This is a genomic window from Paraburkholderia fungorum, from assembly GCF_046027215.1.
In the GTDB taxonomy this organism is placed as follows: Bacteria; Pseudomonadota; Gammaproteobacteria; order Burkholderiales; family Burkholderiaceae; genus Paraburkholderia; species Paraburkholderia fungorum_D.
The window spans coordinates 3694860-3720681 of sequence record NZ_JAQQEN010000001.1 but is presented as its reverse complement, the minus strand read 5'-3'; the positions used below and the strand labels follow the sequence as shown (position 1 = coordinate 3720681).

At 63.0% G+C, this 25822-nt stretch carries 23 protein-coding genes and 2 tRNA genes; 8 read left to right on the top strand and 17 right to left on the bottom strand.

From position 1 onward, the window contains the following. Nucleotides 1-71 precede the first annotated feature (71 nt). Nucleotides 72-1796 (top strand): ubiquinone-dependent pyruvate dehydrogenase, encoded by a 1725-nt coding sequence (poxB, locus tag PQR27_RS16595; RefSeq protein WP_408524664.1) that lies wholly within the window; start codon nucleotides 72-74, stop codon nucleotides 1794-1796. A gap of 51 nt (nucleotides 1797-1847) precedes the next feature. On the opposite strand, the gene PQR27_RS16590 is transcribed toward poxB, so the two are convergent. Then, nucleotides 1848-2774 carry an alpha/beta fold hydrolase gene (locus tag PQR27_RS16590; RefSeq protein WP_408524663.1) on the bottom strand — a complete coding sequence of 309 codons (927 nt, stop codon included), beginning with the start codon at nucleotides 2772-2774 and terminating at the stop codon, nucleotides 1848-1850. Between the two features lie 214 nt (nucleotides 2775-2988). Between PQR27_RS16590 and PQR27_RS16585 the strand changes: the two genes are divergently transcribed. Then, a complete protein-coding gene (locus PQR27_RS16585) occupies nucleotides 2989-4374 on the top strand; it encodes an amino acid permease (protein WP_408524662.1) in 1386 nt (461 codons plus the stop codon). A gap of 112 nt (nucleotides 4375-4486) precedes the next feature. Here PQR27_RS16585 and PQR27_RS16580 read toward each other — a convergent pair. Beyond that, nucleotides 4487-4571 (bottom strand) — tRNA-Leu (locus PQR27_RS16580). 106 nt (nucleotides 4572-4677) lie between these two features. Then, nucleotides 4678-6063 (bottom strand): oxygen-independent coproporphyrinogen III oxidase, encoded by a 1386-nt coding sequence (gene hemN, locus PQR27_RS16575; RefSeq protein WP_408524661.1) that lies wholly within the window; start codon nucleotides 6061-6063, stop codon nucleotides 4678-4680. Nucleotides 6064-6306: 243 nt separating this feature from the next. On the opposite strand from hemN, the gene PQR27_RS16570 reads away from it, so the two are divergent. The 3 genes from PQR27_RS16570 to PQR27_RS16560 all read left to right on the top strand — a co-directional run bounded on the left by PQR27_RS16570 (nucleotide 6307) and on the right by PQR27_RS16560 (nucleotide 8233). Beyond that, on the top strand, nucleotides 6307-6615 hold the full coding sequence (locus tag PQR27_RS16570; RefSeq protein WP_408525507.1) for a YkgJ family cysteine cluster protein: 309 nt from the start codon (nucleotides 6307-6309) through the stop codon (nucleotides 6613-6615). A gap of 108 nt (nucleotides 6616-6723) precedes the next feature. Continuing rightward, complete coding sequence (locus PQR27_RS16565; RefSeq protein ID WP_408524660.1) at nucleotides 6724-7317, top strand: DUF1439 domain-containing protein; 594 nt, start codon at nucleotides 6724-6726, stop codon at nucleotides 7315-7317. A gap of 79 nt (nucleotides 7318-7396) precedes the next feature. Continuing rightward, the gene (locus PQR27_RS16560; protein WP_408524659.1) at nucleotides 7397-8233 is read left to right on the top strand and encodes an undecaprenyl-diphosphate phosphatase; all 837 of its coding nucleotides are present in this window, start codon (nucleotides 7397-7399) and stop codon (nucleotides 8231-8233) included. Nucleotides 8234-8311: 78 nt separating this feature from the next. Here the strand turns inward: PQR27_RS16560 and trmB are convergent, their stop codons facing one another. From trmB to PQR27_RS16535, 5 genes are all read right to left on the bottom strand, one after another. Further along, a complete protein-coding gene (gene trmB, locus PQR27_RS16555; protein ID WP_408524658.1) occupies nucleotides 8312-9094 on the bottom strand; it encodes a tRNA (guanosine(46)-N7)-methyltransferase TrmB in 783 nt (260 codons plus the stop codon). A 187-nt stretch (nucleotides 9095-9281) separates the two neighbouring features. Beyond that, nucleotides 9282-9355, bottom strand: a tRNA-Gly gene (locus PQR27_RS16550). Nucleotides 9356-9440: 85 nt separating this feature from the next. Further along, a complete protein-coding gene (locus PQR27_RS16545; RefSeq protein ID WP_408524657.1) occupies nucleotides 9441-10004 on the bottom strand; it encodes a YggT family protein in 564 nt (187 codons plus the stop codon). Between the two features lie 210 nt (nucleotides 10005-10214). Further along, entirely contained in the window at nucleotides 10215-10535 is a 321-nt protein-coding gene (locus PQR27_RS16540) for an EthD family reductase (protein WP_408524656.1), read from the bottom strand. 77 nt (nucleotides 10536-10612) lie between these two features. After that, complete coding sequence (locus PQR27_RS16535) at nucleotides 10613-11551, bottom strand: Rossmann-like and DUF2520 domain-containing protein (protein WP_408524655.1); 939 nt, start codon at nucleotides 11549-11551, stop codon at nucleotides 10613-10615. 791 nt (nucleotides 11552-12342) lie between these two features. Here PQR27_RS16535 and PQR27_RS16530 point away from each other — a divergent pair. Continuing rightward, complete coding sequence (locus PQR27_RS16530; protein ID WP_408524654.1) at nucleotides 12343-12648, top strand: hypothetical protein; 306 nt, start codon at nucleotides 12343-12345, stop codon at nucleotides 12646-12648. A gap of 144 nt (nucleotides 12649-12792) precedes the next feature. On the opposite strand, the gene PQR27_RS16525 is transcribed toward PQR27_RS16530, so the two are convergent. Together PQR27_RS16525 and PQR27_RS16520 are read right to left on the bottom strand one after the other, a co-directional pair. Further along, a complete protein-coding gene (locus PQR27_RS16525) occupies nucleotides 12793-13470 on the bottom strand; it encodes a LysE family translocator (protein ID WP_408524653.1) in 678 nt (225 codons plus the stop codon). Between the two features lie 36 nt (nucleotides 13471-13506). Further along, complete coding sequence (locus PQR27_RS16520) at nucleotides 13507-15072, bottom strand: UbiD family decarboxylase (RefSeq protein ID WP_408524652.1); 1566 nt, start codon at nucleotides 15070-15072, stop codon at nucleotides 13507-13509. Nucleotides 15073-15675: 603 nt separating this feature from the next. Between PQR27_RS16520 and PQR27_RS16515 the strand changes: the two genes are divergently transcribed. Beyond that, on the top strand, nucleotides 15676-16851 hold the full coding sequence (locus PQR27_RS16515; RefSeq protein ID WP_408524651.1) for a transglycosylase SLT domain-containing protein: 1176 nt from the start codon (nucleotides 15676-15678) through the stop codon (nucleotides 16849-16851). A gap of 152 nt (nucleotides 16852-17003) precedes the next feature. On the opposite strand, the gene PQR27_RS16510 is transcribed toward PQR27_RS16515, so the two are convergent. From PQR27_RS16510 to hemL, 7 genes are all read right to left on the bottom strand, one after another. Further along, nucleotides 17004-18200 (bottom strand): pyridoxal phosphate-dependent aminotransferase, encoded by a 1197-nt coding sequence (locus PQR27_RS16510; protein WP_408524650.1) that lies wholly within the window; start codon nucleotides 18198-18200, stop codon nucleotides 17004-17006. Nucleotides 18201-18333: 133 nt separating this feature from the next. Further along, nucleotides 18334-18768: a transcription antitermination factor NusB gene (nusB, locus tag PQR27_RS16505; RefSeq protein ID WP_408524649.1), complete on the bottom strand. Its 435-nt coding sequence runs from the start codon at nucleotides 18766-18768 to the stop codon at nucleotides 18334-18336. After that, on the bottom strand, nucleotides 18765-19271 hold the full coding sequence (gene ribH / locus PQR27_RS16500; protein ID WP_408524648.1) for a 6,7-dimethyl-8-ribityllumazine synthase: 507 nt from the start codon (nucleotides 19269-19271) through the stop codon (nucleotides 18765-18767). Before ribH ends, nusB begins: the two co-directional genes overlap by 4 nt. Nucleotides 19272-19321: 50 nt before the next feature. Further along, nucleotides 19322-20458 carry a bifunctional 3,4-dihydroxy-2-butanone-4-phosphate synthase/GTP cyclohydrolase II gene (ribBA, locus tag PQR27_RS16495; RefSeq protein WP_408524647.1) on the bottom strand — a complete coding sequence of 379 codons (1137 nt, stop codon included), beginning with the start codon at nucleotides 20456-20458 and terminating at the stop codon, nucleotides 19322-19324. Nucleotides 20459-20686: 228 nt separating this feature from the next. After that, a complete protein-coding gene (locus PQR27_RS16490) occupies nucleotides 20687-21310 on the bottom strand; it encodes a riboflavin synthase (protein ID WP_408524646.1) in 624 nt (207 codons plus the stop codon). Nucleotides 21311-21326: 16 nt separating this feature from the next. Further along, entirely contained in the window at nucleotides 21327-22502 is a 1176-nt protein-coding gene (gene ribD / locus PQR27_RS16485; RefSeq protein WP_408524645.1) for a bifunctional diaminohydroxyphosphoribosylaminopyrimidine deaminase/5-amino-6-(5-phosphoribosylamino)uracil reductase RibD, read from the bottom strand. Between the two features lie 66 nt (nucleotides 22503-22568). Then, nucleotides 22569-23852: a glutamate-1-semialdehyde 2,1-aminomutase gene (gene hemL, locus PQR27_RS16480; protein WP_408524644.1), complete on the bottom strand. Its 1284-nt coding sequence runs from the start codon at nucleotides 23850-23852 to the stop codon at nucleotides 22569-22571. Nucleotides 23853-24487: 635 nt separating this feature from the next. Between hemL and PQR27_RS16475 the strand changes: the two genes are divergently transcribed. Further along, nucleotides 24488-25708, top strand: a complete 1221-nt coding sequence (locus PQR27_RS16475) for a Bcr/CflA family multidrug efflux MFS transporter (RefSeq protein WP_408524643.1) — start codon at nucleotides 24488-24490, stop codon at nucleotides 25706-25708. The last annotated feature ends 114 nt before the right edge of the window (nucleotides 25709-25822 follow it).

Sequence of the window (25822 nt, the reverse complement as noted above, 5' to 3'; positions counted from 1 at the left end):
CACGTTTCGCGAGGAAGCGGTACTCTCTGCCATTCCAGAGGTACCGTCTCTCTCACTTAGCGGAGTTCAGCATGGGTAAGCAGACTATCGCGGATTATCTGGCCAGAACATTGGCGGCAGCAGACGTCGAACGGATCTGGGGCGTGACGGGCGATAGCCTGAATGGCCTCTCAGATAGCTTGCAACGGCTCGGCTCGATTCGCTGGATGCATACGCGCCACGAGGAGGTCGCCGCCTTCGCCGCCGGCGCCGATGCGGAGGCCACCGGCAAGCTTGCCGTCTGCGCGGGCAGTTGCGGTCCCGGCAACCTGCATCTGATCAACGGCCTGTTCGACTGCCATCGTAATCATCAACCCGTGCTGGCGATCGCCGCGCACATTCCGTCGTCGGAAATCGGTCTCGGCTACTTCCAGGAAACGCACCCGCAAGAGTTGTTCAAGGAGTGCAGCCATTACGTCGAGCTGGTCACAAATCCGTCGCAGTTTCCGCGCGTGCTGGCGCGCGCGATGCGTACCGCAATCGAGGAGCGCGGCGTTGCGGTGATCGTGCTGCCGGGCGACGTTGCACTCGCCGAAGCACCCGACGAAACGCCAGCCTGGGCGGGCACGCTCGAGCGTTCGGCAGTGGTGCCGTCCGAAGCCGATCTGGACCGGCTCGCCGATCTGCTGAATCAGGCCAGTGGCGTGACGCTATTGTGCGGCAGCGGCTGCGCGGGCGCGCACGACGAGGTCGTGGCCTTCGCCGACCAGCTCGGCGCACCGACCGTGCACGCCTTACGCGGCAAACAATTCGTGGAATGGGACAACCCGTTCGATGTCGGCATGACCGGCCTGATCGGTTTCAGCTCGGGCTATTACGCAATGATGTCGTGCGACACGCTGGTGATGCTCGGCACCGATTTCCCGTACCGCAACTTTTATCCGACGCATGGCAACGTCGTGCAGATCGACCGTCGCGGCTCGGCGCTCGGCAAGCGCGCGCCGCTGAAACTCGGCCTTGTCGGCGACGTGAAGGCGACCCTGCAGGCGCTGTTGCCCAGACTCCAGCGCAAGACCGACCGGCGCTTTCTCGAGAACGCGCGCAAGCATTACGCCGACGCCCGCAAGGACCTCGACGATCTCGCCCGCCCATCCGCTCCGGGGCGCGCGATTCATCCGCAATACCTCACCAGCATCATCGACAAGGTAGCCAACGAAGACGCCGTGTTTGCCGCCGATGTCGGCACGCCGACGCTCTGGGCCGCACGCTATCTGACGATGAACGGCCGGCGCAGTCTGCACGGTTCGTTCAACCATGGCTCGATGGCGAATGCGATGCCGCAGGCGCTCGGCGCGCAAGCGGCCGAGCCCGGACGGCAGGTAATTTCGCTCTCGGGCGACGGCGGCCTGTCGATGCTGCTCGGCGATCTGCTCACCGCGCGCCAGTTGAACCTGCCGATCAAGGTCGTGGTGTTCAACAACAGCACGCTCGGCTTCGTCGCAATGGAGATGAAAGCGGGCGGTTATCTGGAAAGCGGCACTGATCTCGCCGCGACCGACTTCGCGGCGATCGCGCGCGGCGCCGGCATTTACGGCGCGCGTATCGAGCAGTCGGAAAACATCGAGACCGCGTTGCGTGAAGCGTTCGCGCATCCAGGGCCGGCGGTGATTGACGTGGTGACCGCGAAGCACGAACTCGCGCTGCCACCGAAGATTCAGTGGGCGCAGGCTAAGGGCTTCAGCCTGTATATGCTGCGCGCGGTGCTGAATGGCCGCGGCGACGAGGTGGTCGAACTCGCGACCACGAATCTGCGCTAAGTGCCGGCGGTGCATATGCGCGAGGACGCTCGCGCATATGCATGAAGCTCGCTACTGCTGGCGGCTCAGTTCACGTGCGGCGCGATCGATCACATCGGCGACCGCGCCCGCATGCGACACCGGGGCGAGATGGCTCGACGCCATCGGCACGATCCGCGCGCCCATCCGGTCGGCCATGAATTTCTCGATTTCGGGCGACACGGTGCGATCCTTCGTCGTCAGCACATACCACGAGGGTTTTTCTTTCCATGCCACATGGCTGACGGTTTCAGTGAACGCCTTGGCGGCGATCGGCTGTTGCGCGGCGGAGAGTACGCGCGTGAGGTTTTCCGGCACATCTGCGGCGAAGTCGGCGTGATATTTCGTGCGGTCGAGCCAGAGGAAGCCGGATGGGTCGGTGATGATGCTGTCACCCGCGGGCGCCGGCGCCGCGCGTTTCATGAGATCCATGGTCGATTCATGCAGGTCGGGCGCAATGGCCGCAATGTAGACCAGACCCGCGACGTTCGGCGCATTCGAGCCGCCCGCTTCGGTAATCACGACGCCACCCCATGAATGCCCCACGAGGATGGTTGGGCCGTCCTGACGCGCCAGCACGCGGCGCAGCGCGGCGACATCGTCGGCGAGCGAGGTGAGCGGGTTCTGCACCGAACTCACGTGATAGCCCTTCTGCTGCAACTTCGCGATGACGCCATTCCAGCTCGAGCCATCGACGAAAGCGCCGTGCACCAGCACCACGTTGCGCACGGGGCCGGACATCGGCGCGGCGGGTGCCGGCCTGGGCGCGGTGGCAACCGGAGCAGCGGGGGCCGGCGCGGGCGGCGTGGCAGGCTCTGGCGCCGGTGCTGCAGGCGTCTGAGAGTTCATGTCCGGCGCTGCGGCCGGTTCGGCAGCGGGTGCCGCGGTTTGCGCGAAGGCGCTGGCCCCAGCGAAGCAGAGACACACAGCAGCAGCGCAAAGCAGACGTTTGGGCGACATGTTGAATCTCCGAAGGCTGAAACCTCGACTAGGGCAACATACCGAAGCAGGGCGAGGGTGACAATCACTATCGTCGCCGTTAAGTGCGGCGCGGAACCAAGCACGGGTTCGTCCCAGTATTTAGGTAATATCGGCCACGCTAAAATTTACGGTTCTGCCGGGCCGGACCACAAGTCCGATCGGGTGATCGATATCCATACACTGGGGCGCAATTTTGAATAGTGCACAGCAGCAAGACGGCCTGAAGCGCGGGCTGAAGAATCGCCATATCCAGCTGATCGCGCTGGGCGGGGCGATTGGCACCGGCCTGTTTCTCGGCTCCGCCAGCGTATTGCAGGCAGCGGGCCCCTCGATGATTCTTGGCTACGCGATTGGCGGCATCATCGCGTTCATGATCATGCGGCAACTCGGCGAAATGGTCGCGCAGGAGCCGGTTGCCGGCTCGTTTAGCCACTTCGCGTACAAGTACTGGGGCGACTTTCCCGGCTTTCTGTCGGGCTGGAACTACTGGGTGTTGTACGTGCTCGTGAGTATGGCCGAGCTGACCGCGGTCGGCACCTATGTGCATTACTGGTGGCCGGGCGTGCCCACGTGGCTGTCGGCGCTGGTGTGCTTTGTCGGCATCAACGCGATCAATCTCGCCAACGTCAAAGCCTACGGCGAAACCGAATTCTGGTTTGCGATCGTCAAGGTGGTCGCGGTGATCGGCATGATCGTGTTCGGCGGCTATCTGCTGATCAGCGGCCACGGCGGTCCGCAAGCCTCGATCACGAACTTATGGGCCGACGGTGGTTTCTTTCCGCATGGTTTTCATGGCCTCTTCATGATGCTCGCGGTGATCATGTTTTCATTCGGCGGCCTGGAGCTGATCGGCATTACGGCCGCGGAGGCGGACGACCCGCAGAAGAGCATTCCGAAGGCCGTGAATCAGGTCATCTACCGGATTCTGATTTTCTACATCTGCTCGCTGACGGTGCTGCTCTCGCTGTATCCGTGGAATCAGGTGGCAGCCGGCGGCAGTCCGTTCGTTATGATCTTCTCGCAGATCGGTTCGACGCTGACGGCCAATGTGCTCAACGTGGTGGTGCTGACGGCCGCGCTGTCGGTCTACAACAGCGGCGTCTATGCGAATAGCCGGATGCTCTACGGTCTCGCGGAGCAGGGCAATGCGCCGCGCGCCCTGATGAAGGTCGACCGGCGCGGCGTGCCGTATATGGCGATTGGGTTGTCGGCGCTCGCTACGTTCACCTGCGTGATCATCAACTATCTGATTCCGGCCGAAGCGCTCGGCTTGCTGATGGCGCTGGTTGTCGCCGCGCTGGTGTTGAACTGGGCGCTGATAAGCCTGACGCATCTGAAATCGCGCAAGGCGATGGTGGCGGCGGGCGAAATGCTCGTCTTCAAGTCGTTCTGGTTTCCCGTCAGCAACTGGATCTGCCTTGCCTTCATGGCGCTGATCCTGGTCATTCTGGCGATGACGCCGGGATTGTCGGTCTCGGTGTGGCTCGTGCCGGCATGGCTGGTGGTGATGTGGGTCGGCTATGCGTTCAAGCGCCGGCGCGCGGCGCTGCACGGTGGCGCACGAGTGGCAGGGCAGTAGGGATTGTGTGGCGATGCTTGCAATGCGGGCATCGTCAGAAACAACAAACCCCGCCGGCAAAGCGCGCTGGCGGCGTTTTAGAAAAAGCTGAAGCGTGTATCACGCGAATTCTTGGTGCCCAGGGCCGGAATCGAACCGGCACGCCTTGCGGCGGGGGATTTTGAGTCCCCTGCGTCTACCAATTTCACCACCTGGGCAGGTCTTGCAGCGTACGCGTCAGGACATGGCGCGCAGCGAAGACGCAGATTATGGCCGAAAATCCTGCGACGGGCAAGCCAGTTGCTTTCGCCGCGTGACGAGTCTTCAAACGGTGCGGGAAAAACGTTCGAGCGTTTGCCGGCCGAGGTAGTGGTCGAACACCATGGCGATATTGCGCACCAGCATGCGCCCGGCCAGTTGTACTTCGAGCTTGTTGCCAGTTAGCGAGACCAGGCCGTCCTGCTCGAAGCCGCGCAGCCGCTCCAGTTCCGCTTCGAACGTGGTGGTGAAGCGGATCCCGTAGGCGGCCTCGAATTCGTCGAAGCGCAATTCCAGATTGCACATCAGCTGCGTGATGACGTCGCGGCGCAGACGGTCGTCGGCGGTGAGGCGCACGCCGCGCGCGATCGCGAGTTGGCCAGCGCCGATCGCCATCGCGTAGCCCGGCAGGTCTTTGATGTTTTGCGCATACACGTCGCCGACCTTGCCGATCGACGACGCACCGAAGCCGATCAGATCGCACTCCGCCCGTGTGCTGTAGCCCTGGAAATTGCGATGCAGGGTGCGTTGCGCCTGCGCGCGGGCGAGTTCGTCGGACGGCAGCGCGAAGTGATCCATGCCGATGTAGACGTAGCCCGCGCTCGTGAGCCGTTCGACCACCCGTTGCAGGATCGCGAGCCGTACGGCAGGCGAGGGTAGCGTGGCAGGGTCCATCTGGCGTTGCATCTTGAAGAGCTGCGGCATGTGCGCGTAAGCGAACACGGACAGGCGATCGGGCGCGAGCGCGAGCATCGTATCGAGCGTGCGGCTAAAGCTCTCGACGGTTTGATGCGGCAGCCCGTAAATCAGATCGACGCCGATCGAATGAAAGCCGGTGTCGCGCGCGGCCTGCATCACCGACGCGGTCATCTCCAGCGGCTGAATGCGGTTGATCGCCTGCTGCACGACAGGGTCGAAGTCCTGCACGCCGAGACTGAGCCGGTTGAAGCCGATCTTGCGCAGATGCGCGATGGCCTCCGGCGATGCCTCACGCGGATCGACCTCGATGGAATACTCGCCTTCGGCATCGGGCAGCAATGTGAAGTGCTGGCGCGTGGCTTCCATCAGCTCCGCCATTTCGTCGTGCGACAGAAAGGTGGGTGTGCCGCCGCCCCAATGCAATTGCGACACCGGCCGGCGCGTATCGAAACACGCCGCCTGCAGAGCCACTTCGCGCTTCAGCTGCTCGACATACGGACGCGCATGCGCGCGGTTTTTCGTCGCGACCTTGTTGCAGCCGCAGTAGAAGCACACGGTGTCGCAAAACGGAATGTGAAAGTACAGCGAGAGATCGGTGGTGGAGGCGCCCGGGGCAGCGGCGGCACGTAAATAATCGGCGCGATCGAAGTCGTCGCGGAACTGCAGGGCGGTCGGATAGGACGTATACCGTGGACCGTTCGCGCTGTATTTGGTGAGCAGATCGGGGCGGAACAGCGAGTGGGCGGTGGTCATGGAGGGCTCGGGTCTGACGGCCACCGTAGCAGAGGCAGGAGCGGGCGGGTTCGCAAGACTGGATCCAACAACGCAGGCGCCTCTTGAGCGTGGCCTTTCGTAGCCAGCAAGTTTACGTGAGCGATGCCGGCCCGATTGTGTAAAAAGGTCGCATCGGGTGCGGTGGCACAATGCGGGTCTGGTGTTGCATTGAATGTTTTCGAGTTCAGGAAAAATGTCGTGAATGATGTGCCGAACAACGTGATGAAGCGCGAATCTCCGTTCGATGTGGCAGGCCATGCGTGCCGCCCCGATTGCGGCGCGTGCTGCATCGCTCCATCCATATCCAGTCCGATTCCAGGCATGCCGCACGGCAAGCCGGCGGGCGTACGCTGCGTGCAACTCGGCGACGATCTGCGCTGTGCGATCTTCGGTCGGCCGGAGCGGCCGGCTTGCTGTTCCGGTTTGCAGCCGCAAGCGGAAATGTGCGGCACGAACCGCGGCGAAGCGCTCGCGTGGCTGACCCAGCTCGAAGCACAAACGCAACCGGCACCGCGCCTGGAACGTCTTTAGCACCTATGGCGTCTATGCCGCCGGAACGAGCCACAGACCGTTTGTGCCACATCAGAACGACCCACACCGTAACCGCATGCCCGAGAAAGCTTCCACAGGAGATTTCGCATGACTCGACCCGCTGCGCCGACCCGGCGCCGTTTCCTGCTTGCCGCGATGAGCGGCGGCGCCGCGCTCAGCCTCACCGTGTCGCTGACGGCCTGCGCGACAGCGACCTTCCCGTTCATCCCTTCGCACTACACGTTCTCGCAGCAGCAGGTGCAGGACGCGGTGCAGCGCAAATTCCCGTATCAGCGCACGGTTTCGCAAGTATTCGATGTCGCGCTCACTCATCCGGTGGTCGGCTTCCTGCCGGATGCAAATCGTGTTTCGGTGAAGCTCGACGCGCGACTCGCCAGTCCATTCATGCCGCAGCCGGTAGACGGCGTATTCACGCTATCGAGCGAACTGGTCTACGACGCCGCCAGCAAATCCGTCGTGCTGAAGTCGCCCAACGTGGATAACGTCAGCGTAAGCGGCGATGCGCAGGCTTATACGCAGCAGATCAACGCGGCCGCCGCGGTGCTCGCGACGCAATTGCTGACCAACTATCCGATCTATACCTTCAAGCCCGAACAGCTGCAATTTGCCGGAGTGAACTACGAACCCGGTACAATCACCGTCCTTACAAACGGCATACGCGTGCAAATCGTCGAAAAATGACGGAGCGCGCGGCCGGCGGGGCTGCGCGTGACGTGCCGACCCTGTTTCGACCGACTAATTACAGCGATGAGGGTCACGGATGGACTGGCTAATAGCGTGCAAGGCGCTGATTCTGGGTGTCGTCGAAGGCTTGACGGAATTTTTGCCGGTGTCGAGCACCGGGCATTTGATCGTCGCAGGCAGTCTGCTCAATTTCACTGACGAACACGCGAAGACTTTCGACGTCGTGATCCAGCTCGGCGCGATTCTGGCCGTGTGCTGGGAGTTTCGCCGCCGCATCGGCAGCGTGGTGGCCGGCTTGCCAAGCCGTCCGGACGCGCGCCGCTTCACGCTGAATGTGATCATCGCGACGATTCCGGCGGTAGTGCTCGGTTTGTTGTTCGAAAAGGCCATCAAGGCGGCGCTGTTTTCACCGGTGCCCGTCGCCTTCGCGCTAGTAGTAGGGGGCGTGGTGATTCTGTGGGCGGAAGCGCGTCAACGCGCACGCGGCGGCGTGGTGGCACGTGTGCAGAATATCGACGATCTGAGCCCGCTGGATGCCTTGAAAGTCGGTCTGGCGCAATGCTTTGCGTTGATCCCGGGCATGTCGCGCTCCGGCTCGACGATCATCGGCGGCATGCTGTTCGGGCTTGACCGGCGCGTAGCCACGGAGTTTTCCTTCTTTCTGGCGATTCCAATCATTTTTGGCGCGACCGCGTACGAGCTGCATAAAGACTGGCACTTGCTGTCGGTCGACGCGCTCGGCACCTTCGCGATTGGCTTCGTGGCCGCGTTCATCAGCGCTTTCGCGTGTGTACGCTGGCTGCTGCGCTACATCGCCGCGCACGATTTCACCGCATTCGCGTGGTACCGGATCGCGTTTGGATTGCTGATCCTGCTGGTGGGTTACAGCGGCGCGTTGAGCTGGGCGGATTGAGTTTGCGCTTGTTTGCTTATCGGTAACAAAAAGGTCCGCATTTGCGGACCTTTTTCGTTTTGGGCGTCGAGCGCAAGCTTATGCCGCAGTGCGCTTTCTGAACACCAGATCCCACACGCCGTGTCCGAGGCGCAGCCCGCGTCGCTCGAACTTCGTCACCGGACGATAGTCGGGGCGCGGCGCGTAGCCGTCGGCGGTATTTTCCAGCGTGGGCTCAGCACCCAGCACCTCGTGCATCTGTTCCGCGTAATTCTGCCAATCCGTTGCGCAATGCAGATAGGCGCCCGGCTTCAGGCGCGAAACCAGCAAGCCGACGAACTTCGGCTGGATCAGCCTGCGCTTGTGGTGGCGTGCCTTGTGCCAGGGATCCGGAAAGAAGATGTGCACGCCGTCGAGGCTGTCCGGCGCGATCATCTGTTCAAGCACTTCGACCGCGTCGTGCTGAATGATGCGAATGTTCGACAGGTTCTGCTCGCCCATCAGCTTCAGCAGCGCGCCGACGCCTGGCTCGTGCACTTCGACGCCGAGAAAGTCGTCATCCGGACGGTGCGAGGCGATCTCCGCCGTGGTCGCGCCCATGCCGAAGCCGATTTCCAGCACGCGCGGCGCTTCGCGGCCGAACACGCTGTGCCAGTCAGGCTGTTGCGGGGCGAACGGGACGACAAACTGCGGACCGAGTTCGTCCATCGCGCGGCGCTGGCCCGTCGAGACGCGGCCAGCGCGCGTGACAAAGCTGCGGATGCGGCGGCGGTGCAGCGGCTCGTCTTGCGGGGCGTCGCTGCCGACGGGTTGGTCTTCAGCTGCGCTGGAGATCGGCGGGAGTTCGTCCGGCAGGCCGGCGTCGTTTGGATCGTGGATCATCGTCGATGCTGCTACAAGGGTGAGGGCCTGGCGGCTTGCGTGGTGGGCTGCTGCAAGGCGCCGTTCGCGGCCGCGCGGCATGGGCCGTGGTTCAGGCGTAGCCGCGCCGGGCCGCCGCCACTACAAAAAAGCCGCCTTCATGGAGGCGGCTCTTGCTGGATTCTGCTGAAGGTCTTTAGCAGGAAAGTGGAGCGGGCGATGGGAATCGAACCCACGGCTCTAGCTTGGGAAGCTAGGGTATTACCATTATACGACGCCCGCAGAGCGCATGATTCTACGCGGGAAAGGGTAGTTTGCGCAAATCGCGCTACCGCCACCCTTGCCCAGCCGGCACACTTCGCGCGGTTCAGATTACAAAGTAAGTCAGCTGAACTGCCGCGCGCGTCACCACCATCAACAGCACCTGCACGATCACGAACAACAGGATCGGCGACAGGTCGATCCCGCCGAGCTGCGGCACCACGCGGCGCAGCGGATTCAGAAACGGTGCCGTCAGCTGATACAGGATCGGCATGGCGGGCGAACGTGGATTGAGCCACGACAGCAGCGCCATCAGGATCGTCAGCCAGATGATCAGGTTGAGCGCCCACTTGATGACGGTCAGCAGCGCGACGATCAGCAGGGTGGGCAGTAGCGTGAGGGGATCGGCGCCGGTGAGCATCACCATCGAGACCACATAGACAATCGCGGCGAGCAGGGCCGCGACAATGCTCGCCCAGTCGACATTGCGTGTGCTCGGCAGGATATGCCGCAGCGGTAGCACGATCCAGTTGGTGGCTTGCAGCACCGCGTTGGTGACCGGGTTGTACGGCGGCATGCGTACCACCTGTAACCACGCGCGCAGCAGCAACGCGGCGCCAAACAGCGTAAAGACGGTATTGAGCAGAAAACGGGCGATATCGCCAAACATCTCGTGTCCTTATCCTTCGGATGACGGCCGTCGATCGGCCGCGGGTCCCGGCGCTATCCGATTGGCGCGCCGGCGGGTTCACTCGGATTCCATGCGCTCCTCCCGCAGGAGGGCGCGTACATGCGACAGCACCGTCGATCATCACCGTATTCGGGCAAAGCTGGCCGGCGATCCGCAACGCACCACCCGGTCATCCTGCCTCAACGGCAGTTATTGGGAAATCTTGATCTCGCTGATCAGAATCGTGCCGTTGCCACCGTCCGTGTAATTGGGGATATCCGCCCCCAGGCGCTCTGCCGCCGGCTTGAAGACCTTGTAGAAATCGTCCGCGCTATCGAACAGGAAGTGTCCTGACGCGACGTACGGCGGCGGCGTTCCCGGCGGCCCGGCGTTGATGCCGACGTCGACCGACCAGCCTTTCAGCGACGGCCCGAACAGCCTGGCCGCCAGCGGCATGTGGGTGACGCAGTAATAGTCCACGTCGAAGTGGCCGTTTTCCCGATACGGATAGAGGATGCTGACCTTGATCATTGTATGTTCTCGTCTGTTGGTCCCGAAGCGCGGCGCTGGCGGATTGCGCGCGGCGCCGGACGTCACATTATCACGGCTTACTTGACGCTTGCACCTGCTGCAGCCTGATTCAGCGAACGGTTCAGCGAATCTTCAACGGCCTGCGCGATTGCCTTGATCGCCGTGGGCGGCGTCACGCGACGCTCGGCCAGACCGACCGCGCGCCGCGACAACAGGCCGTAAAGCGCGGCATGGTCGCCGCCGAGGCCTTCCAGCAGCGCCAGTTGCTTCTGCACCACGCCCGTGTCGCCGCGCGATACCGGGCCGGCGAGCGCGTTGGGCAGGCCCTTGTCGCGGGCGGTCTCGATGGTTCCGGCCAGCATCGGCAAAAGCGCGCGCAGGGCGTCGTCTTCAGCAAAACCAAGGGTGCGCCACAGCGCGACGCATTCGGCGAGGCTGCACAGCGCGAAGCTGGCGGCATAGTGCGCGGCCGCGTGATAGAGCATCCGCCCGCCAGCCGGGATCGACAACGGATGGCAGCGCAGTGCGACGGCCAGCGCCGTCAGCGTGTCCTTGAGCGCGCCGTCGGCCTCGATCGTCACCGAGCACCCGGCGATCCGCTCGATGTCGGCGAGATCGCCGCTAAACAGGTACAGTGGATGAAAACCGCCGATCGCGGCACCCTGGTCGCGCGCCGGCGCCAGCAGTTCGACCGGCGACGCGCCGCTGCAGTGCACGAGCGCCTTGCCGTGCGGGCTACCTGCGGTGTTGGGTGAGAATCGTAGTGTGTGCGCTGTCGTACCGATGCTGTCGTCGGGAACGGCTAAAAAGACCACATCGGCGGCATCGATAGCCTGTTGTGGATCGTCGAATGCCGTGCAGTGTCCGATTTGACTGGCAAGCCGGCTGGCCGAGGCCGCCGTGCGGCTCGCCACCGCCGTGACCGGATAACCGGCGCGTGAGAAGCCGAGCGCAAGACATCGGGCCAGCCGGCCCGCGCCGATGAAGCCGAGGCGCGGCAGAGAGGACTGGGACATGGGTACCTGCTCCAGACAGAACATTTGAAGGGGAAAGCAGAAGTATCGCGCATCCGCACCACCGGTGGCGAGGCGCCGGCTTTCCCCTGATCAGTTTCCGCGCGATATGGTGCGCGCGCTCCGTCATCTGACGGCGCGCACCCCGCAGGCTCGAAAACTGCTCACAATTTCGCCTTGAACTTGAAACGGTTTGGCAGTTGTTGGTCTGGGGGTTTTTGTCTCGCAGTCAGATTCGGGAGGTCACGATGAGTATTTTTTCTTACCGAAAGCACTTGCGGTTCTTGACGCATTCACAGCGCCGTCGCTGGTGGGACCAGAGAAAGCGCCTCACGCCGCGTGTGCGGATCAGTGGCGCATACGTTCCGCCTAACGTCTCCAGAGAATTCGCCTATGTGAAGGTAGGCTGAAATATCGTCCACTCACGAGTGAGAAATGCCCGGCGCGGTTGCGTCGGGCATTTCTTTTTTGGGGTCACAGTTGAACCCCAACTGCGCTTGTCAGGATTGAAGCGAATTTGTAATCAAAGATTACTGCCGAGTCAGCGCTTAAATGGTTGAAGCCGCTTGAGCGACGCGCTACTACCGTCTGGTCGCGCGCAAACCCTTGATTTCTAGCGAGTGCTGCGCCGCGTCTGGAGGACGCCAGACAAATGCGCATTGCGGCCCATTGCCGCCGATTGCAATTTGCAACAAATGCGAACAACGGCGCGAAGTCTTTTTCGATACATTGAATTCATGGCATGCAGGGCATGCGAAGTCGGCGACCTGAATGGGCCGCGCCAGGAGAATAAAGTGAAAAAGATCGTTCCGTTTGTCGTTGCTGCTGCACTCGGTGTGGGGCTCGCTACTGCTGCTCAGGCGCACGTTTCCGTCGGTATCGGTATCGGCGTTCCAATTGCGCCGGCTTATCCGGTTTATGCCGCGCCACCGCCGGTTTATTACTCACCGCTGCCCCCGCCGGTCTATGCACCGGCGCCCCCGGTCGTTTATGCGCCGCCGCCGGTCGTGGTGGGTGGGTACTACGGTGGCTATGGCCGTCCGTATTATCACCATGGCTACTACCGCGGTTATTACGGACACGGCTACTATCGCCGCTAATTGTGGCCAGATTTGCGTAAGTGCAGGTTGACGGCGTAACACCGGCTGGATCGGCGGGTTACGCCGTTTGTGTTTGTGCTGCGTTGCTCTACACCGCAGCGTTAAGCGGATGGAAAAACGGCTCGCAAACGCGAGCCGTTTTATCTAGCTAGCCATCTGTGCGGTCTGCACGATCAGATCGCGATATCCGTTGACGATCACGCTATACGAGAAGTATGCGAACAGCAGCGCCGACAATACATGACAGGCGCGCAGCAGTCCGGTGCCGGCGCGTTTGCGTCCATGACTGCCGAGTCCGCAGATAAAGATCGTCCAGCACAGGCCGCCGAGAAAGAAGCCGCCGAGAAACACCGGCGCGGTCGTCACACTCGTGGCACCCGCTTTCGCGATCAGCGCGCCGCCCACTGCCGCAAACCACAGAATCGCCGAAGGTGACGACACCGCCAGCAGCACGCCGCGCAGAAAGCCGCGCCATGCGGACAGATGCGGCGCGCTGGCAACCGCCTCGCCGGCAACCGGCGGCGCCGACGCGGGGAACATCGCTTCGCGGGCCATCTTCCAGGTGAGAAACAACAGTATCGCCGCGCCGCCGATCCACACGATCCAGCGGACCGATTCGAACTGCAGCAACGCGGCCATTCCCGCCAGCGCGAGCGCCGCGTAAATCAGGTCGCCGATACAGGAACCGAGACCTAGCCAGAAGCCCGGTTTGAAGCCATGCGACAGCGTCAGCGAAATCATTGCGACGTTGACAAGGCCGATATCCAGGCACAACGACAACGACAGAAAAAAACCATCCGACATCATTGAAAAAGCATGCATCCGCGCACCATCTGTTTTGTTATTCCAGGCCTGTTTTTACAGGCCCAATTCATTCCATAGCGTGTCGATGCGCTGCTTCACCGCGTCGTCCATGACAATCGGGCGACCCCATTCGCGATCGGTCTCGCCCGGCCATTTGTTGGTCGCGTCGAGCCCCATCTTGGAGCCGAGACCCGCCACCGGCGAGGCGAAATCCAGGTAGTCGATCGGCGTGCGATCCACCAGCACGGTGTCGCGCGACGGATCGATGCGTGTGGTGATCGCCCAGATCACCTCTTTCCAGTCGCGGATATTCACGTCCTCGTCCACCACGACGATGAACTTCGTGTACATGAACTGCCGCAGGAAGCTCCACACGCCGAACATCACGCGCTTGGCATGGCCGGGGTAGCTCTTCTTCATCTGCACGATCGCCATCCGGTAGCTGCAACCTTCGGGCGGCAGATAGAAATCGGTGATTTCGGCGAACTGCTTCTGCAGCAGCGGCACGAATACTTCGTTGAGCGCGACGCCGAGCACGGCGGGCTCGTCAGGCGGTTTGCCGGTGTAGGTGGAGTGGTAGATCGCGTCGCGCCGCATCGTGATGCGCTCGACCGTGAAAACGGGGAACCACTCCTGTTCGTTGTAGTAGCCGGTGTGGTCGCCGTAGGGACCTTCCAGCGCGTGTTCGTAGGCGGCGGATGCGCCTTTGGCGGGACGTGGTGGCGCGCCTGCGGGGGCAGGCGAGGGCGTGCCTTCCTGCGGGTAGATGAAGCCTTCCAGCACGATTTCCGCACGCGCGGGCACCTGCAGGCTATCGACGCCCGGCGTGATGCATCTGGCCAACTCGGTGCGCCCGCCGCGCAGCAGCCCGGCGAACTGGTATTCCGAGAGCGTGTCGGGCACCGGCGTGACCGCGCCGAGGATGGTCGCCGGATCGGCGCCCAGCACCACGGCCACGGGATATGGCTGGCCTGGATTGCGCAGCGCGAACTCGCGGAAATCGAGTGCGCCGCCGCGATGCGCGAGCCATCGCATGATCAGTTTGTTACGTCCGATCAATTGCTGGCGATATATGCCTAAATTTTGGCGGCTCTTGTTCGGGCCTTTTGTGACCGTCAGGCCCCATGTAATCAGCGGCCCCGCATCGCCTGGCCAGCAGGTCTGAATCGGCAGTTTTCCGAGGTCGACATCGTTGCCTTCCCAGACGATTTCCTGGCAGGGCGGCGCGCTTACCGTCTTCGGCGCCATGTCCCATACCGCCTTCGCGAGCGAGAGTAGTTTACCGGCGTCCTTGAGCCCTTTGGGCGGCTCCGGTTCCTTTAAGGCGGACAGCAGACGCCCGACGTCGCGCAGCGACTCCAGCGCGGCGCCGTCGCCTGCATCGGCTGCGTCGACACCCATGCCGAGCGCGACGCGGCGCGGCGTACCGAACAGGTTGCCGAGCACCGGGAACGCGTGTTCCTGCTTGCTCTCGAACAGCAAAGCCGGACCGCCGGCGCGCAGCACGCGGTCGCACACTTCGGTCATTTCCAGGATTGGCGAGACGTTTTGCGGGATACGGCGGAGTTCCCCGATCGCCTCGAGACGATCGGCGAAATCGCGCAGGTCTTTATATTTCATCTGGTGCGGTAGAGAGCCGCGCAAGCGGCGGGAAGGACGGCGCGGCAGGGCTTCCCGGCGCCAGAATAATTGTCGATTTTACCTGCGTTAGCTACCGCACGTAGATTCGCCAAATGGCCCGATTAGCCGAAGCGAATCGAGATAGCTCAAGAAGCGCGTACCACGCGGTTTTCAGGGCGCTGAACACCGTTCATTATTACAATTAGTTATAGATTTGCTTATTTATAGTGTTGACGATCTATAAAACCCTGAATAGAATCCGTCCACATTGGTTGCAGGGCGTGAACCTTTTTACCACTGCCCCCGGTCCCTTTTGACGCAACGCGTCACCGCTTACCGACTCCCTGCACGGTATTTGTCGGCTTAATGAAGTTCTCGCCAGCGTTAACTGACGCTGGTTTTTCGCGTGGGAGCCGCCGCCCGCATGTTTTTTGGCATGCCGCGGACCTCTTTTCAAGACGGCTCCCCACAAACGGTATTTGCCGTTTTCCCGACGTCGCTGCTGCCCTAACCAGACAGAGCGCGCGATGTCTTGATTCTGCGAGCGTGTTGCCGCCTGTTGCACCGGCGGAGTTCGCGGATCATGCAACATGGGAGATCTGAATGAACGCCTGGTTATCGTGGCGTCCCGATGAACGTATTGCGCAAGTTATGCGTGGTGTGTTGCGTCGCGGGACGCGAATGAGTCATCACCTGTTCAGCATTGTCGGCGGTGTCGCTGTCGTGCTGGCAGTCACGCTGTGGCTGATGCCAGCCTTGCGTGGCACCCTCGCCGCGAAGCTGATGCCGGTCATTTCGGCCGCTGTGCAAGCCGGTCCTGCCCGCCTGTTGCAGGGCAACCCGCTGCCGGCTTTTGGACCGCCTGCCGCGTCCGCCGACGACTCGCTGTCCGCGAATTCGACCAGCGACGACGCCGCCAGCGGCGCGAACAACGGCAACACCGGCGTCACTGCGAGCAATACCAGCTACGACGGCGCCTTCGACAACAGCGGCACGACCGGCATGGGCGTGGCCGCATTGAACGGCCTCGACCCGCGCACCATGCAGAGCGTCACCGCGCTGGCACGCCTGATTCCGGCACAACGCGTCTCCGCCGACGCACGCGACGATCGCGTGCTGGTCTCGACCCATGAGCAGGATCTGGTCTCGTCCTACCTTGCACGGCGCTATCGTGTCGCTCAGGAGCCCGTTAGCGAGCTCGTGAAGGCGGCGTTCGACACCGGCCGTGAAGTCGGCCTCGATCCGCTGCTGCTGCTGTCCGTGATGGCGATCGAATCGGGCTTCAACCCGTACGCCGAGAGCGGCGTGGGTGCACAGGGCCTGATGCAGGTGATGTCCAAGGTGCATTCGGACAAGTTCCAGTATTTCGGCGGTCAGAGCGCGGCCCTTGAACCGGTCGCGAACATCAAGGTGGGCGCGCTGGTGCTGAAGGACTGCATTGCTCGCGGCGGTTCGTTGCCGGGTGGTTTGCGTCTGTACGTCGGCTCGAGTTCGCAGGACGACGGCGGCTACGGCGCCAAGGTGATGGCCGAGCGTGGCCGTCTGCGCGATGTGGCGCGTGGCCGCAAGGTGCCGATCAACGCACCGCAGGCGCCGGTTCTGACGGCGTCGAACACGGCTCCGGCTGCTGCGGCAGGCAACGGCAAGCGCGTGCAGATGACGCTCGACACCGGTCATCCGTTGAGCACGGCAACGACGAAGACGCCGGTGTCCGACCAGGACGACGCCAGCGCCAATGCTCCCAAGCATGTGGCATCGGCTTCGGAGTTGGGCGCTTGAGCCAGGTATAGAAGGGGTTGGCCTGACGCGAAAGCGGCGGCCGGCCAGAAAAAAGGACACTCGCCGAGTGTCCTTTTTTTGTTTCCGCGATCGGACAGCGCGGCCGGGTTTGTCATCAAGCTTGGCCGCTTACTTAGGCGCTGTCCGTTGGTTCAATGCCGCCCGAACAGCTTTGCCAGCCGCTCGACGGCTTCTTCCAGTTTCGGATAGGCGGTTGCGTACGACAGCCGGATGTATTGCTTCGGCGCATAGGTGCCGAAGTCCATGCCCGGCACAAGCACCACGCCCGCGTCGTGCAGCATCGCCTTGGTGAGGGCGGCGCTGTCGCCGGCTGCCGGATGCGCAACCGTGCTGCAGTCGGCATAGACGTAGAAGGCGCCGTCAGGCATGACCGGTACCGTGAAACCCAGCGATTCGAGCGCCGGCGCAATGAAGTCGCGGCGGCGTTTGAATTCGAGGCGGCGCGCTTCGTAGATCGCGATCGTCTCCGGTTCAAAGCAGGCCAGCGCCGCGTGCTGCGCGAGTGCCGACGCGCAGATGAACAGGTTTTGGGCGAGCTTTTCGAACGCGCCGACCATTGCCGGCGGCACCACCAGCCAGCCGAGACGCCAGCCGGTCATGTTGAAGTACTTCGAGAAGCTGTTGACGGTCACCACGTCGTCGCCGAACGAGAGCGCCGAGACGGGCTTCGCGTCGTAGCTGAGACCCTGGTAGATTTCATCGACGATCGTAAAGCCGCCACGCGCCCGTACGACCTTGACGATGCGTTCGAGCTCGGCCGGTTCGATCGACGTGCCGGTCGGATTCGACGGCGATGCCAGCAGCACGCCGCGCGTGCGTTCGCTCCAAAGGCGATCCACATCGGCCGCGGTCAACTGGAAACGTTCGGCCGGGCCGCTCGGCACCATCACCGGCTTGCCTTCGGCGGCGATCACGAAATGGCGGTTGCACGGATAGCAGGGGTCGGGCATCAGCACTTCGTCGTCGCGATCCACCAGCGCCGCGCACGCCAGCAGCAACGCTGCCGAAGCACCCGCGGTGACCACGATCCGCGCCGGATCCACGCTGACGCCATAGGCTTCGGCGTAATGCGCCGAGATCGCCTCGCGCAGTGCCTGCAGGCCGAGCGCGCTGGTGTATTGCGTGACGCCCCGGCGCAGCGCGCTAGCGGCTGCCTCGATGACTGGCTCAGGCGCGGTGAAATCGGGTTCACCGATTCCCATGTGAATGATGTCGCGCCCCTCGCGCTCGAGCAGCGCGGCCTCCTTGGCCAGTTCCATCACATAGAAAGGCTGGATGGCGTCGACGCGGGCAGCAAGCCGCACCAAGGGTTCGGTCACGGAGTTCATACAGTTCAATCCAGTTCAGAAGCAAAAGCGGGACGGCGCCTGTCGCATGGATCGTCATGCGCGAAGCGGCGTCCTTGTGGACGGCCAGTTTTCGCCGTTGCCGGCGAGGGCGCACGAGGTGTGCACCTCATGCTCAACGCTTGCGGGCCGCCTGCGTTTCGTCCGCGCGCAGTGTCGCCGACAGTTTGTCCAGCACGCCGTTCACGTACTTGTAGCCGTCCGCGCCGCCAAAGGTCTTGGCGAGTTCGACCGCTTCGTTGATCACCACGCGATACGGGATGTCGACGTGATTCTTCAGTTCGAAGGCGGCAACCAGCAGCACCGCGCGTTCGACCGGCGAGAGTTGCTCGATCGGGCGGTCCAGGCACGGTGCAATCGCGGCGGAGAGGGCCTCCGAATCGCGGATCACGCCGTGCAGGATAGCGTCCAGATGTTCGTGGTCGGCCTTGTCGAAGCCTTGCGCGCCGCGCAGTTGCGCGTCGATTTCACCGCCGGGGGAGCCCGACAGCAGCCACTGGTAAAGCCCCTGCGTGGCCAGTTCGCGGGAGCGTCGGCGTGCGCTCTTCATGCCTCTTCCTCTTCTTCGTCTTCTTCCTCGTCGTCACCGCCGAGTTGTTCGAGCGCGACCGCGAGATTCGCCATTTCGACGGCCACGCGCGCTGCGTCACGACCCTTCTCGGTCATGCGCGCGACAGCTTGTTCGTCGGTTTCGGTGGTCAGCACGGCGTTGGCGACCGGAATGCCGAAGTCGAGGCCGATACGCGTAATGCCCGCGCCGCTTTCGTTCGACACCAGCTCGAAGTGATAGGTCTCGCCGCGAATCACCGCACCCAGTGCGACCAGTGCATCGAATTGCGCGCTTTCGGCGAGCTTTTGCAGCGCCAGCGGGATTTCCAGTGCGCCCGGCACGGTGACCAGCAGCACGTCTTCGCCGGTCACGCCGAGACGTTCCAGTTCTTCGATGCAGGAGTCAGCGAGGCCGTTGCAGACGGGTTCGTTAAAACGCGCCTGGACGATGCCGATACGCAGTCCGTCGCCGTCGAGATTCGGTTGGTATTGTCCGATTTCCATGTGAATTCCGTAGTGTTTTGAGTGGGCGCTTAAGCGCGTGAATGGTCGGATCAGCCTTGCTGCGGAGCCTGTGCGGTGCCGCCCGGCATCGGCACGAAGCCGGTGACTTCGAGGCCGTAGCCGGACATGCTGCCCAGCTTGCGCGGGTTCGATAGCACTTGCATCTTGCCGACACCGAGTTCGCGCAGAATCTGCGCGCCAATGCCGTACGTCTTGAAGTCGACCGGCCGGCGCTTGAGCGCTTCCGCTTTTTCTTTGGAGTCGAACGCCTTGAACACGTCGACCAGATGTTCCTTCGAATCGCCGCAGTTCAGCAGCACGATCACGCCCAGGTCGCGCTGGGCAATCTCTTTCATGGCCGCGTCCAGCGTCCACGAGTGGGTCGACTTGCCGACTTCGAGCAGATCCAGCATGGACAGCGGCTCGTGCACGCGCACCGGCGTATCGTGCTCTGGCTCAGGCGTGCCGCGCACCAGCGCGATATGCGGCTGGCCGCTCGGCTGGTCGAGATACATCACCGCGCGAAATGCGCCGTGCGCGGTTTGCATGGTGCGTTCGCAAATGCGTTCGACGATCGATTCAGTGCGGCTGCGGTAATGAATCAGGTCCGCGATCGTGCCGATTTTCAGATCGTGCTCTTTGGCGAACTCCATCAGGTCCGGCAGGCGCGCCATCGTGCCGTCGTCCTTGATCACTTCGCAGATCACCGCCGCTGGCGTGAGACCCGCCAACGCAGTGAAGTCGCAACCGGCCTCGGTGTGGCCGGCGCGCACCAGCACGCCGCCGGGCTGCGCCATGATCGGGAACACGTGACCCGGCTGCACGATGTGCTCGGCTTTCGCGTCTGGCGCAACCGCTGCGGCGATGGTGCGGGCACGGTCGGCCGCCGAAATGCCGGTGGTCACGCCTTCGGCCGCTTCGATACTGACGGTGAACGCCGTGCCGTACTGCGTGCCGTTGCGATAGGTCATCAGCGGCAGGTTCAGCAGCTTGCAGCGCTCCTGCGTGAGCGTCAGGCAGATCAGACCACGGCCGTAGCGGGCCATGAAGTTGATCGCTTCCGGCGTGACGAATTCGGCGGCGATCACGAGGTCGCCCTCGTTTTCGCGGTCTTCTTCATCGACGAGGATCACCATCCGGCCGGCTTTCAGTTCGGCGATGATCTCTGGAGTGGAGGCGAGCGTCATGTTGGCGAGTTTTTCGGGAAAGCGCGTATTTTACGCCACGCGCGCCGCCAAGTCGCCTGCGCCGGACAGCATAGGCCGTCTGGCCACTTGCTTGGGCCGGACGAGGGCCACTGGCATGGGTTTGCGGCCGCCAGGCCGCGGCGCTAGCCGCTCTGGGTGCCGGTTTCGATCGGGTGGGGAAGAGATCGCCAAGGGCGCGGCGGCCCTCGGGCGTGTGAAGCGGTTCGACTAGCCGGCGTTCTGCGAGGTCGACAGCATGCGCTCCACGTAGCGCGCAATCAGATCGATCTCCAGATTCACCTGCGATCCGTCATGCAGGTTTTTCAGCGAGGTGACCTGAACCGTGTGAGGAATCAGGTTGATCGAAAATTCACAGCCATTGTCGTGGTCTTTCACCGAGTTGACGGTCAGGCTCACTCCGTTGACGGTGATCGAGCCTTTATAGGCCAGGTAACGGCCGATTTCGCGCGGCGCCAACACGCGCAATTCGTGCGATTCGCCGACCGGCGCGAAATGCGTGACCGTGCCGAGGCCGTCCACATGTCCGGAGACGATGTGGCCGCCGAGCCGGTCATGCGCGCGCAGCGCTTTCTCCAGATTGACTTCGCCTGGTTCACCCAGACCGACCGTGCAGTTCAGGCTTTCACGCGATACGTCGACTTCGAACGAATGCGTGGTTTTTTCGACCACCGTCATGCACGCGCCCTGAATCGTGATGCTGTCGCCGAGTTGCACGTCTTCGAGATCGAGGCCGCCGGCTTCGACGTTCAGACGTACGCCCGCGTCGCCATTCGTGCCGAGGGGTTTGACTGATTCGATGCGGCCGACCGCCGCGACGATTCCTGTAAACATCGTGCTGGTTCCTTGATCAATTCGAAGTAGGTTGGGGTGCCGGCTCGGTTTGCGGCTCGGCGTCCGGCGCGTGACGAGGCGCCGCGCGGGGCACAAAGCGCGCGAGAATCCGCAGATCGTCGCCGAGCCGGTCGACCGTGTGGAAATTCAGTTGTACACGGTCGTCAAGCGTTTCGGGTGCGGTGAGATTGAACATGCTCATCGAGTCCATGCCGAGCAGGCTCGGCGCGAGATAGACCAGCAGTTCGTCGACACAGCCTTCACGCAGTAGTGAGCCGTTCAGCTTGTAGCCCGCCTCGACATGCAGTTCGTTGACATTGCGCTCACCGAGCACTTTAAGCATGGCGCGCAGATCGACTTTGCCGGCCTCGTTGGCCAGTTGCACGATTTCCGCGCCACGGTCGCGCAGCGCGGCGGCGCGTTCGGCATGGCGCTCATCGAGATTGCCGCAGAAGATCAGCGTGGGTGCGCCGGCGAGAATCTGCGCGTCGGGCGGCACGTCGAGCTGGCTGTCGATCAACACGCGTTGCGGCTGGCGCGGCGTGTCGACGGCGCGCACGGTCATGCGCGGATCGTCTTCCCTGACGGTGCCGATGCCGGTCAGAATCGCCGACGCGCGGGCACGCCACGCATGACCGTCGGCACGCGCCGCTTCGCCGGTAATCCATTGACTGACGCCGGAGGGCAGGCCTGTGCGGCCGTCCAGCGACGCCGCCACTTTCATCCGCACCCACGGTCGGCCGCGCGTCATGCGTGACACGAAGCCGATGTTCAGTTCGTGCGCTTCGTTGGCGAGCAGCCCACAACGCACCTCGATGCCGGCATCGCGCAGCATCTTCAGGCCACGCCCGGAGACTTGCGGATTCGGATCTTCCATCGCGGCAACCACGCGCTCGACCTGCGCGTCGATCAATGCATTCGCGCAAGGCGGAGTGCGGCCGAAATGGCTGCACGGCTCGAGCGTCACGTAGGCGGTAGCGCCGCGCAGATCGTGGCCACGCGAGCGCGCGTCCTTCAACGCGCGCACTTCGGCGTGATCCTGCCCGGCCGGTTGCGTGAAGCCTTCGCCAATCACCTCTCCGTTCTTGACGAGCACGCAACCGACCCGCGGATTCGGGTCGGTGGTGTACATGCCGCGCTTCGCCAACGCGAGCGCGCGCTCCATATGGACGAAATCGGTTTGCGAAAACATCGGGATCCGCTCGGGTACGGTGGCTGGGCTAGGGGCTGTGTGCTGCGGGTTCGGGGGACCGCCGGCTCAGGCCGCGAGCGAGGCGAAGGCGCCGCGCGCTGCCTCGATCGTGGCGTCGACAATCGCGTCGTCGTGAACAATCGACACGAAGCCGGCTTCATATGCCGATGGCGCGAAGTACACGCCCGCATCGAGCATCTTGTGGAAGAACGCATTGAAGCGCGCCACGTCGCTCTTCGTCACTTCGGCGAAGCTCGTCGGGATCGATTCGGTGAAGTACAGGCCGAACATGCCGCCGAGCGAATCGGCCGCGAACGGCACCTTCGCTTCGCGCGCGACATTCGCAAGGCCATTCGCGAGACGGGTGGTGCGCGCGGCGAGCGTCTCGTAGAAGCCCGGCGCCTGGATCAGTTGCAGCGTCTTCAGGCCTGCGGCGACCGCGATCGGATTGCCCGACAGCGTGCCCGCCTGATAGACGCCGCCGAGCGGCGCGAGGTGCGCCATGATGTCGCGCCGGCCGCCGAAGGCCGCCGCCGGCATGCCGCCGCCGATTACCTTGCCCAGACACGTCAGATCCGGCGTGATGCGGTAGACCTCTTGTGCACCGCCTAGCGCGACGCGGAACCCGCACATCACTTCGTCGAAAATCAGCACCGAGCCGTACTTGGTGCACAGGCGGCGCAAGGCCTGCAGGAATTCCGGCGTGGCGCGCACGAGGTTCATGTTGCCCGCCACCGGCTCGACGATCACCGAGGCGATCTCGTTGCCGAAGGCCTTGAACGCTTCTTCGAGTTCGGCGACGTTGTTGTATTCGAGCACCGTGGTGTGCTTGGCGATATCCGCCGGCACGCCCGCCGAAGTCGGATTGCCGAAGGTGAGCAGGCCCGAGCCGGCCTTGACCAGCAGGCTATCGGCGTGGCCGTGATAACAGCCTTCGAATTTGACAATGCGGCTGCGGTTCGTGAAGCCGCGGGCGAGACGCAGCGCGCTCATGGTCGCCTCGGTGCCGCTCGATACCATGCGGACCTGTTCGATCGACGGCACGAGCTTGCAGATTTCTTCGGCGATTTCGATTTCGGATTCGGTCGGCGCGCCGAACGAGAAGCCTTTTGCGAGCACACGCTGGACGGCTTCGAGCACTTCCGGGTGGACGTGGCCGAGGATCATCGGGCCCCATGAGCCGATGTAATCGATGTAGCGCTGGCCGTCGGCGTCCCAGAAGTACGGGCCTTCGGCGCGCTCGATGAAGCGCGGCGTGCCGCCTACGGAGCGGAAGGCGCGGACTGGCGAGTTTACGCCGCCAGGGATGGTGCGCTGCGCGCGGTCGAAGAGGGTTTGGTTTCTGGACATGGGTGTTCGATGAATGCGGTTGCTCGGCGGCGTGATGGGCTTGGGGCTGGGTCTGCGTTGCACGCGGGGCCGGGGGTGGTGGGGAAATTGTACCGGAGTCGGGGGGATGGGGGTTTTTGCCTGCGGCGTTGGCCTTTCCTTATTTTCTTGTTGGTCTATTAGCGTCGCCCCTGTGCGGGGCGGCACCTACTTTTCTTTGCCGGCCGCAAAGAAAAGTAGGCAAAAGAAAGCGGCTCAAACGGCCAACATTTAAGTGGGTCCCCTGGCTTGGAGGGGCTCGTGGCTCCGTAGAGATTGGGCCTGCGCACCTGCCCGCCTGGGTGACAAGGCTGTCATTCCTCCGGCGGCGCTGCGCGCGCCGATGCGGTACTTCAGTGGTGTAGCTTTTCATCATTATGGTGGTGGGTCTCTGCGTGGTGGTGGGTCGCTGCGTGTGGGTCTTCTTGGCGCGTGCGCCGTCACTTGCTCGTGCGTGTGGGACCCGCGGTCCTCTCGCATGGCTGTCCTCGATGTCAGGCGTCCCGGGGCAGTGGATGGGGTGGCCGTCGCGTACAATTGAGGCTGTCAAGTTGCTGTTTTCCCCGTTTCACCACGCTCCGCTGTCGATATCGACGCGGCGCTTCATCTGGATTCCCATGTCTCACGTCACCAGACGCCGGCCCGATGGCCGGCTGATTCTGTTGCTCGGTGCGCTGGCCGCATGCGGGCCGATTTCCATCGATATGTATCTGCCAAGCCTGCCAACCATCGCGCAGGCTTTCACCATCAGCACTGGTTCGGCGCAAACCACGCTTACCAGTTTCATGTTCGGTTTCTCGATCGGCATGCTGCTCTATGGTCCGTTGTCGGATTCATATGGACGTCGGCCCGTGCTCCTCGGCGGCATCATCATGTATGCGCTGGCGAGTGTGGCGTGCGCACTGTCGTTTTCAATTGGCTCACTGGTGACATTTCGCTTCGTCCAGGCGCTCGGCGCAGGGGCGGCCTCGGTACTGGCGCGCGCCATCGCCCGCGATGCGCACGGGCCAACCGACGCGGCCCGCGTGCTGTCAATGCTCGCAATCGTTACGTCGATCGGGCCGTTGCTCGCGCCGCTGATCGGCGGACAGTTGCTGTTGCTCGGCGGCTGGCGTGTCGTGTTCATCGTGCTGACGCTGTTCGGCACAGTGTGCGCGGTCACCGCCTTCCTCAAGGTGCCGGAGACATGGCCGCGCGAGAAGCGCGCGCAGTCGGCGTTGCTGCAATCGTTCGGCGCCTACGGCAAATTGCTGCGCGATCCGGTTGCGTGGGGACATATGCTCTGCGGCGGCATGGCGTTCGCGTCAATGTTCGCCTACATCACGGCGACGCCGTTTGTGTACATCGAGTACTTCCACGTGTCGGCACAACATTACGGCTTCCTGTTCGCGCTGAATATCGTCGGCATCATGTTCGGCAACTTCATGAATACGCGTCTTGTCGGTCAGCTCGGCTCGCTGCCGCTCATTTCCTTCGCGGCCAGCGTCAGTTGCATCGCTTCATTGTTCGTCTGTCTCGTGTCGCTGACGGGTTGGGGCGGGCTGTGGTCGATCGTGTTTGGTCTTTTCTTCGTGGTCGGCGTGGTGGGTCTGTTGTCCGCCAACTGTACGACCGATCTGATGCATCGCTATCCAATGAATGCAGGCGCTGCTGCCGCCGTGTTCGGCGCGGTTCAACTGGCGCTCGGCGCGCTGTCGAGTCTTGCGGTCGGACTGTGGCAGGATGGTTCGCCCAAGGGCATGGGCATCGTTGTCGGCGTCGCGGGCACGCTGTGTTACGTCGGCCGGATTCTGGTTGTCCGTTGGCATGGAAGGAAAGCGCCGGTCGTTGCGGCTTGAGATCGGCCTGAATTCGTGTGTGACCGGTTCGCCACGGACCCACTACGGAAAACACCAGGTGTTGCGTGCGCGCGACCGTGCCGTTCAATTTGCATTGCTATGATGGAGTCACTG

Excerpts from the sequence above, each read along its gene's own strand:
- poxB (WP_408524664.1), top strand. The coding sequence starts at position 72 with ATGGGTAAGCAGACTATCGCGGATTATCTGGCCAGAACATTGGCGGCA.
- PQR27_RS16590 (WP_408524663.1), bottom strand. The coding sequence starts at position 2,774 with ATGTCGCCCAAACGTCTGCTTTGCGCTGCTGCTGTGTGTCTCTGCTTC.
- hemN (WP_408524661.1), bottom strand. The coding sequence starts at position 6,063 with ATGACCACCGCCCACTCGCTGTTCCGCCCCGATCTGCTCACCAAATAC.
- PQR27_RS16570 (WP_408525507.1), top strand. The coding sequence starts at position 6,307 with ATGAAGCGCGAATCTCCGTTCGATGTGGCAGGCCATGCGTGCCGCCCC.
- PQR27_RS16565 (WP_408524660.1), top strand. The coding sequence starts at position 6,724 with ATGACTCGACCCGCTGCGCCGACCCGGCGCCGTTTCCTGCTTGCCGCG.
- PQR27_RS16560 (WP_408524659.1), top strand. The coding sequence starts at position 7,397 with ATGGACTGGCTAATAGCGTGCAAGGCGCTGATTCTGGGTGTCGTCGAA.
- trmB (WP_408524658.1), bottom strand. The coding sequence starts at position 9,094 with ATGATCCACGATCCAAACGACGCCGGCCTGCCGGACGAACTCCCGCCG.
- PQR27_RS16545 (WP_408524657.1), bottom strand. The coding sequence starts at position 10,004 with ATGTTTGGCGATATCGCCCGTTTTCTGCTCAATACCGTCTTTACGCTG.
- PQR27_RS16540 (WP_408524656.1), bottom strand. The coding sequence starts at position 10,535 with ATGATCAAGGTCAGCATCCTCTATCCGTATCGGGAAAACGGCCACTTC.
- PQR27_RS16535 (WP_408524655.1), bottom strand. The coding sequence starts at position 11,551 with ATGTCCCAGTCCTCTCTGCCGCGCCTCGGCTTCATCGGCGCGGGCCGG.
- PQR27_RS16525 (WP_408524653.1), bottom strand. The coding sequence starts at position 13,470 with ATGCATGCTTTTTCAATGATGTCGGATGGTTTTTTTCTGTCGTTGTCG.
- PQR27_RS16520 (WP_408524652.1), bottom strand. The coding sequence starts at position 15,072 with ATGAAATATAAAGACCTGCGCGATTTCGCCGATCGTCTCGAGGCGATC.
- PQR27_RS16515 (WP_408524651.1), top strand. The coding sequence starts at position 15,676 with ATGAACGCCTGGTTATCGTGGCGTCCCGATGAACGTATTGCGCAAGTT.
- PQR27_RS16510 (WP_408524650.1), bottom strand. The coding sequence starts at position 18,200 with ATGAACTCCGTGACCGAACCCTTGGTGCGGCTTGCTGCCCGCGTCGAC.
- nusB (WP_408524649.1), bottom strand. The coding sequence starts at position 18,768 with ATGAAGAGCGCACGCCGACGCTCCCGCGAACTGGCCACGCAGGGGCTT.
- ribH (WP_408524648.1), bottom strand. The coding sequence starts at position 19,271 with ATGGAAATCGGACAATACCAACCGAATCTCGACGGCGACGGACTGCGT.
- ribBA (WP_408524647.1), bottom strand. The coding sequence starts at position 20,458 with ATGACGCTCGCCTCCACTCCAGAGATCATCGCCGAACTGAAAGCCGGC.
- PQR27_RS16490 (WP_408524646.1), bottom strand. The coding sequence starts at position 21,310 with ATGTTTACAGGAATCGTCGCGGCGGTCGGCCGCATCGAATCAGTCAAA.
- ribD (WP_408524645.1), bottom strand. The coding sequence starts at position 22,502 with ATGTTTTCGCAAACCGATTTCGTCCATATGGAGCGCGCGCTCGCGTTG.
- hemL (WP_408524644.1), bottom strand. The coding sequence starts at position 23,852 with ATGTCCAGAAACCAAACCCTCTTCGACCGCGCGCAGCGCACCATCCCT.
- PQR27_RS16475 (WP_408524643.1), top strand. The coding sequence starts at position 24,488 with ATGTCTCACGTCACCAGACGCCGGCCCGATGGCCGGCTGATTCTGTTG.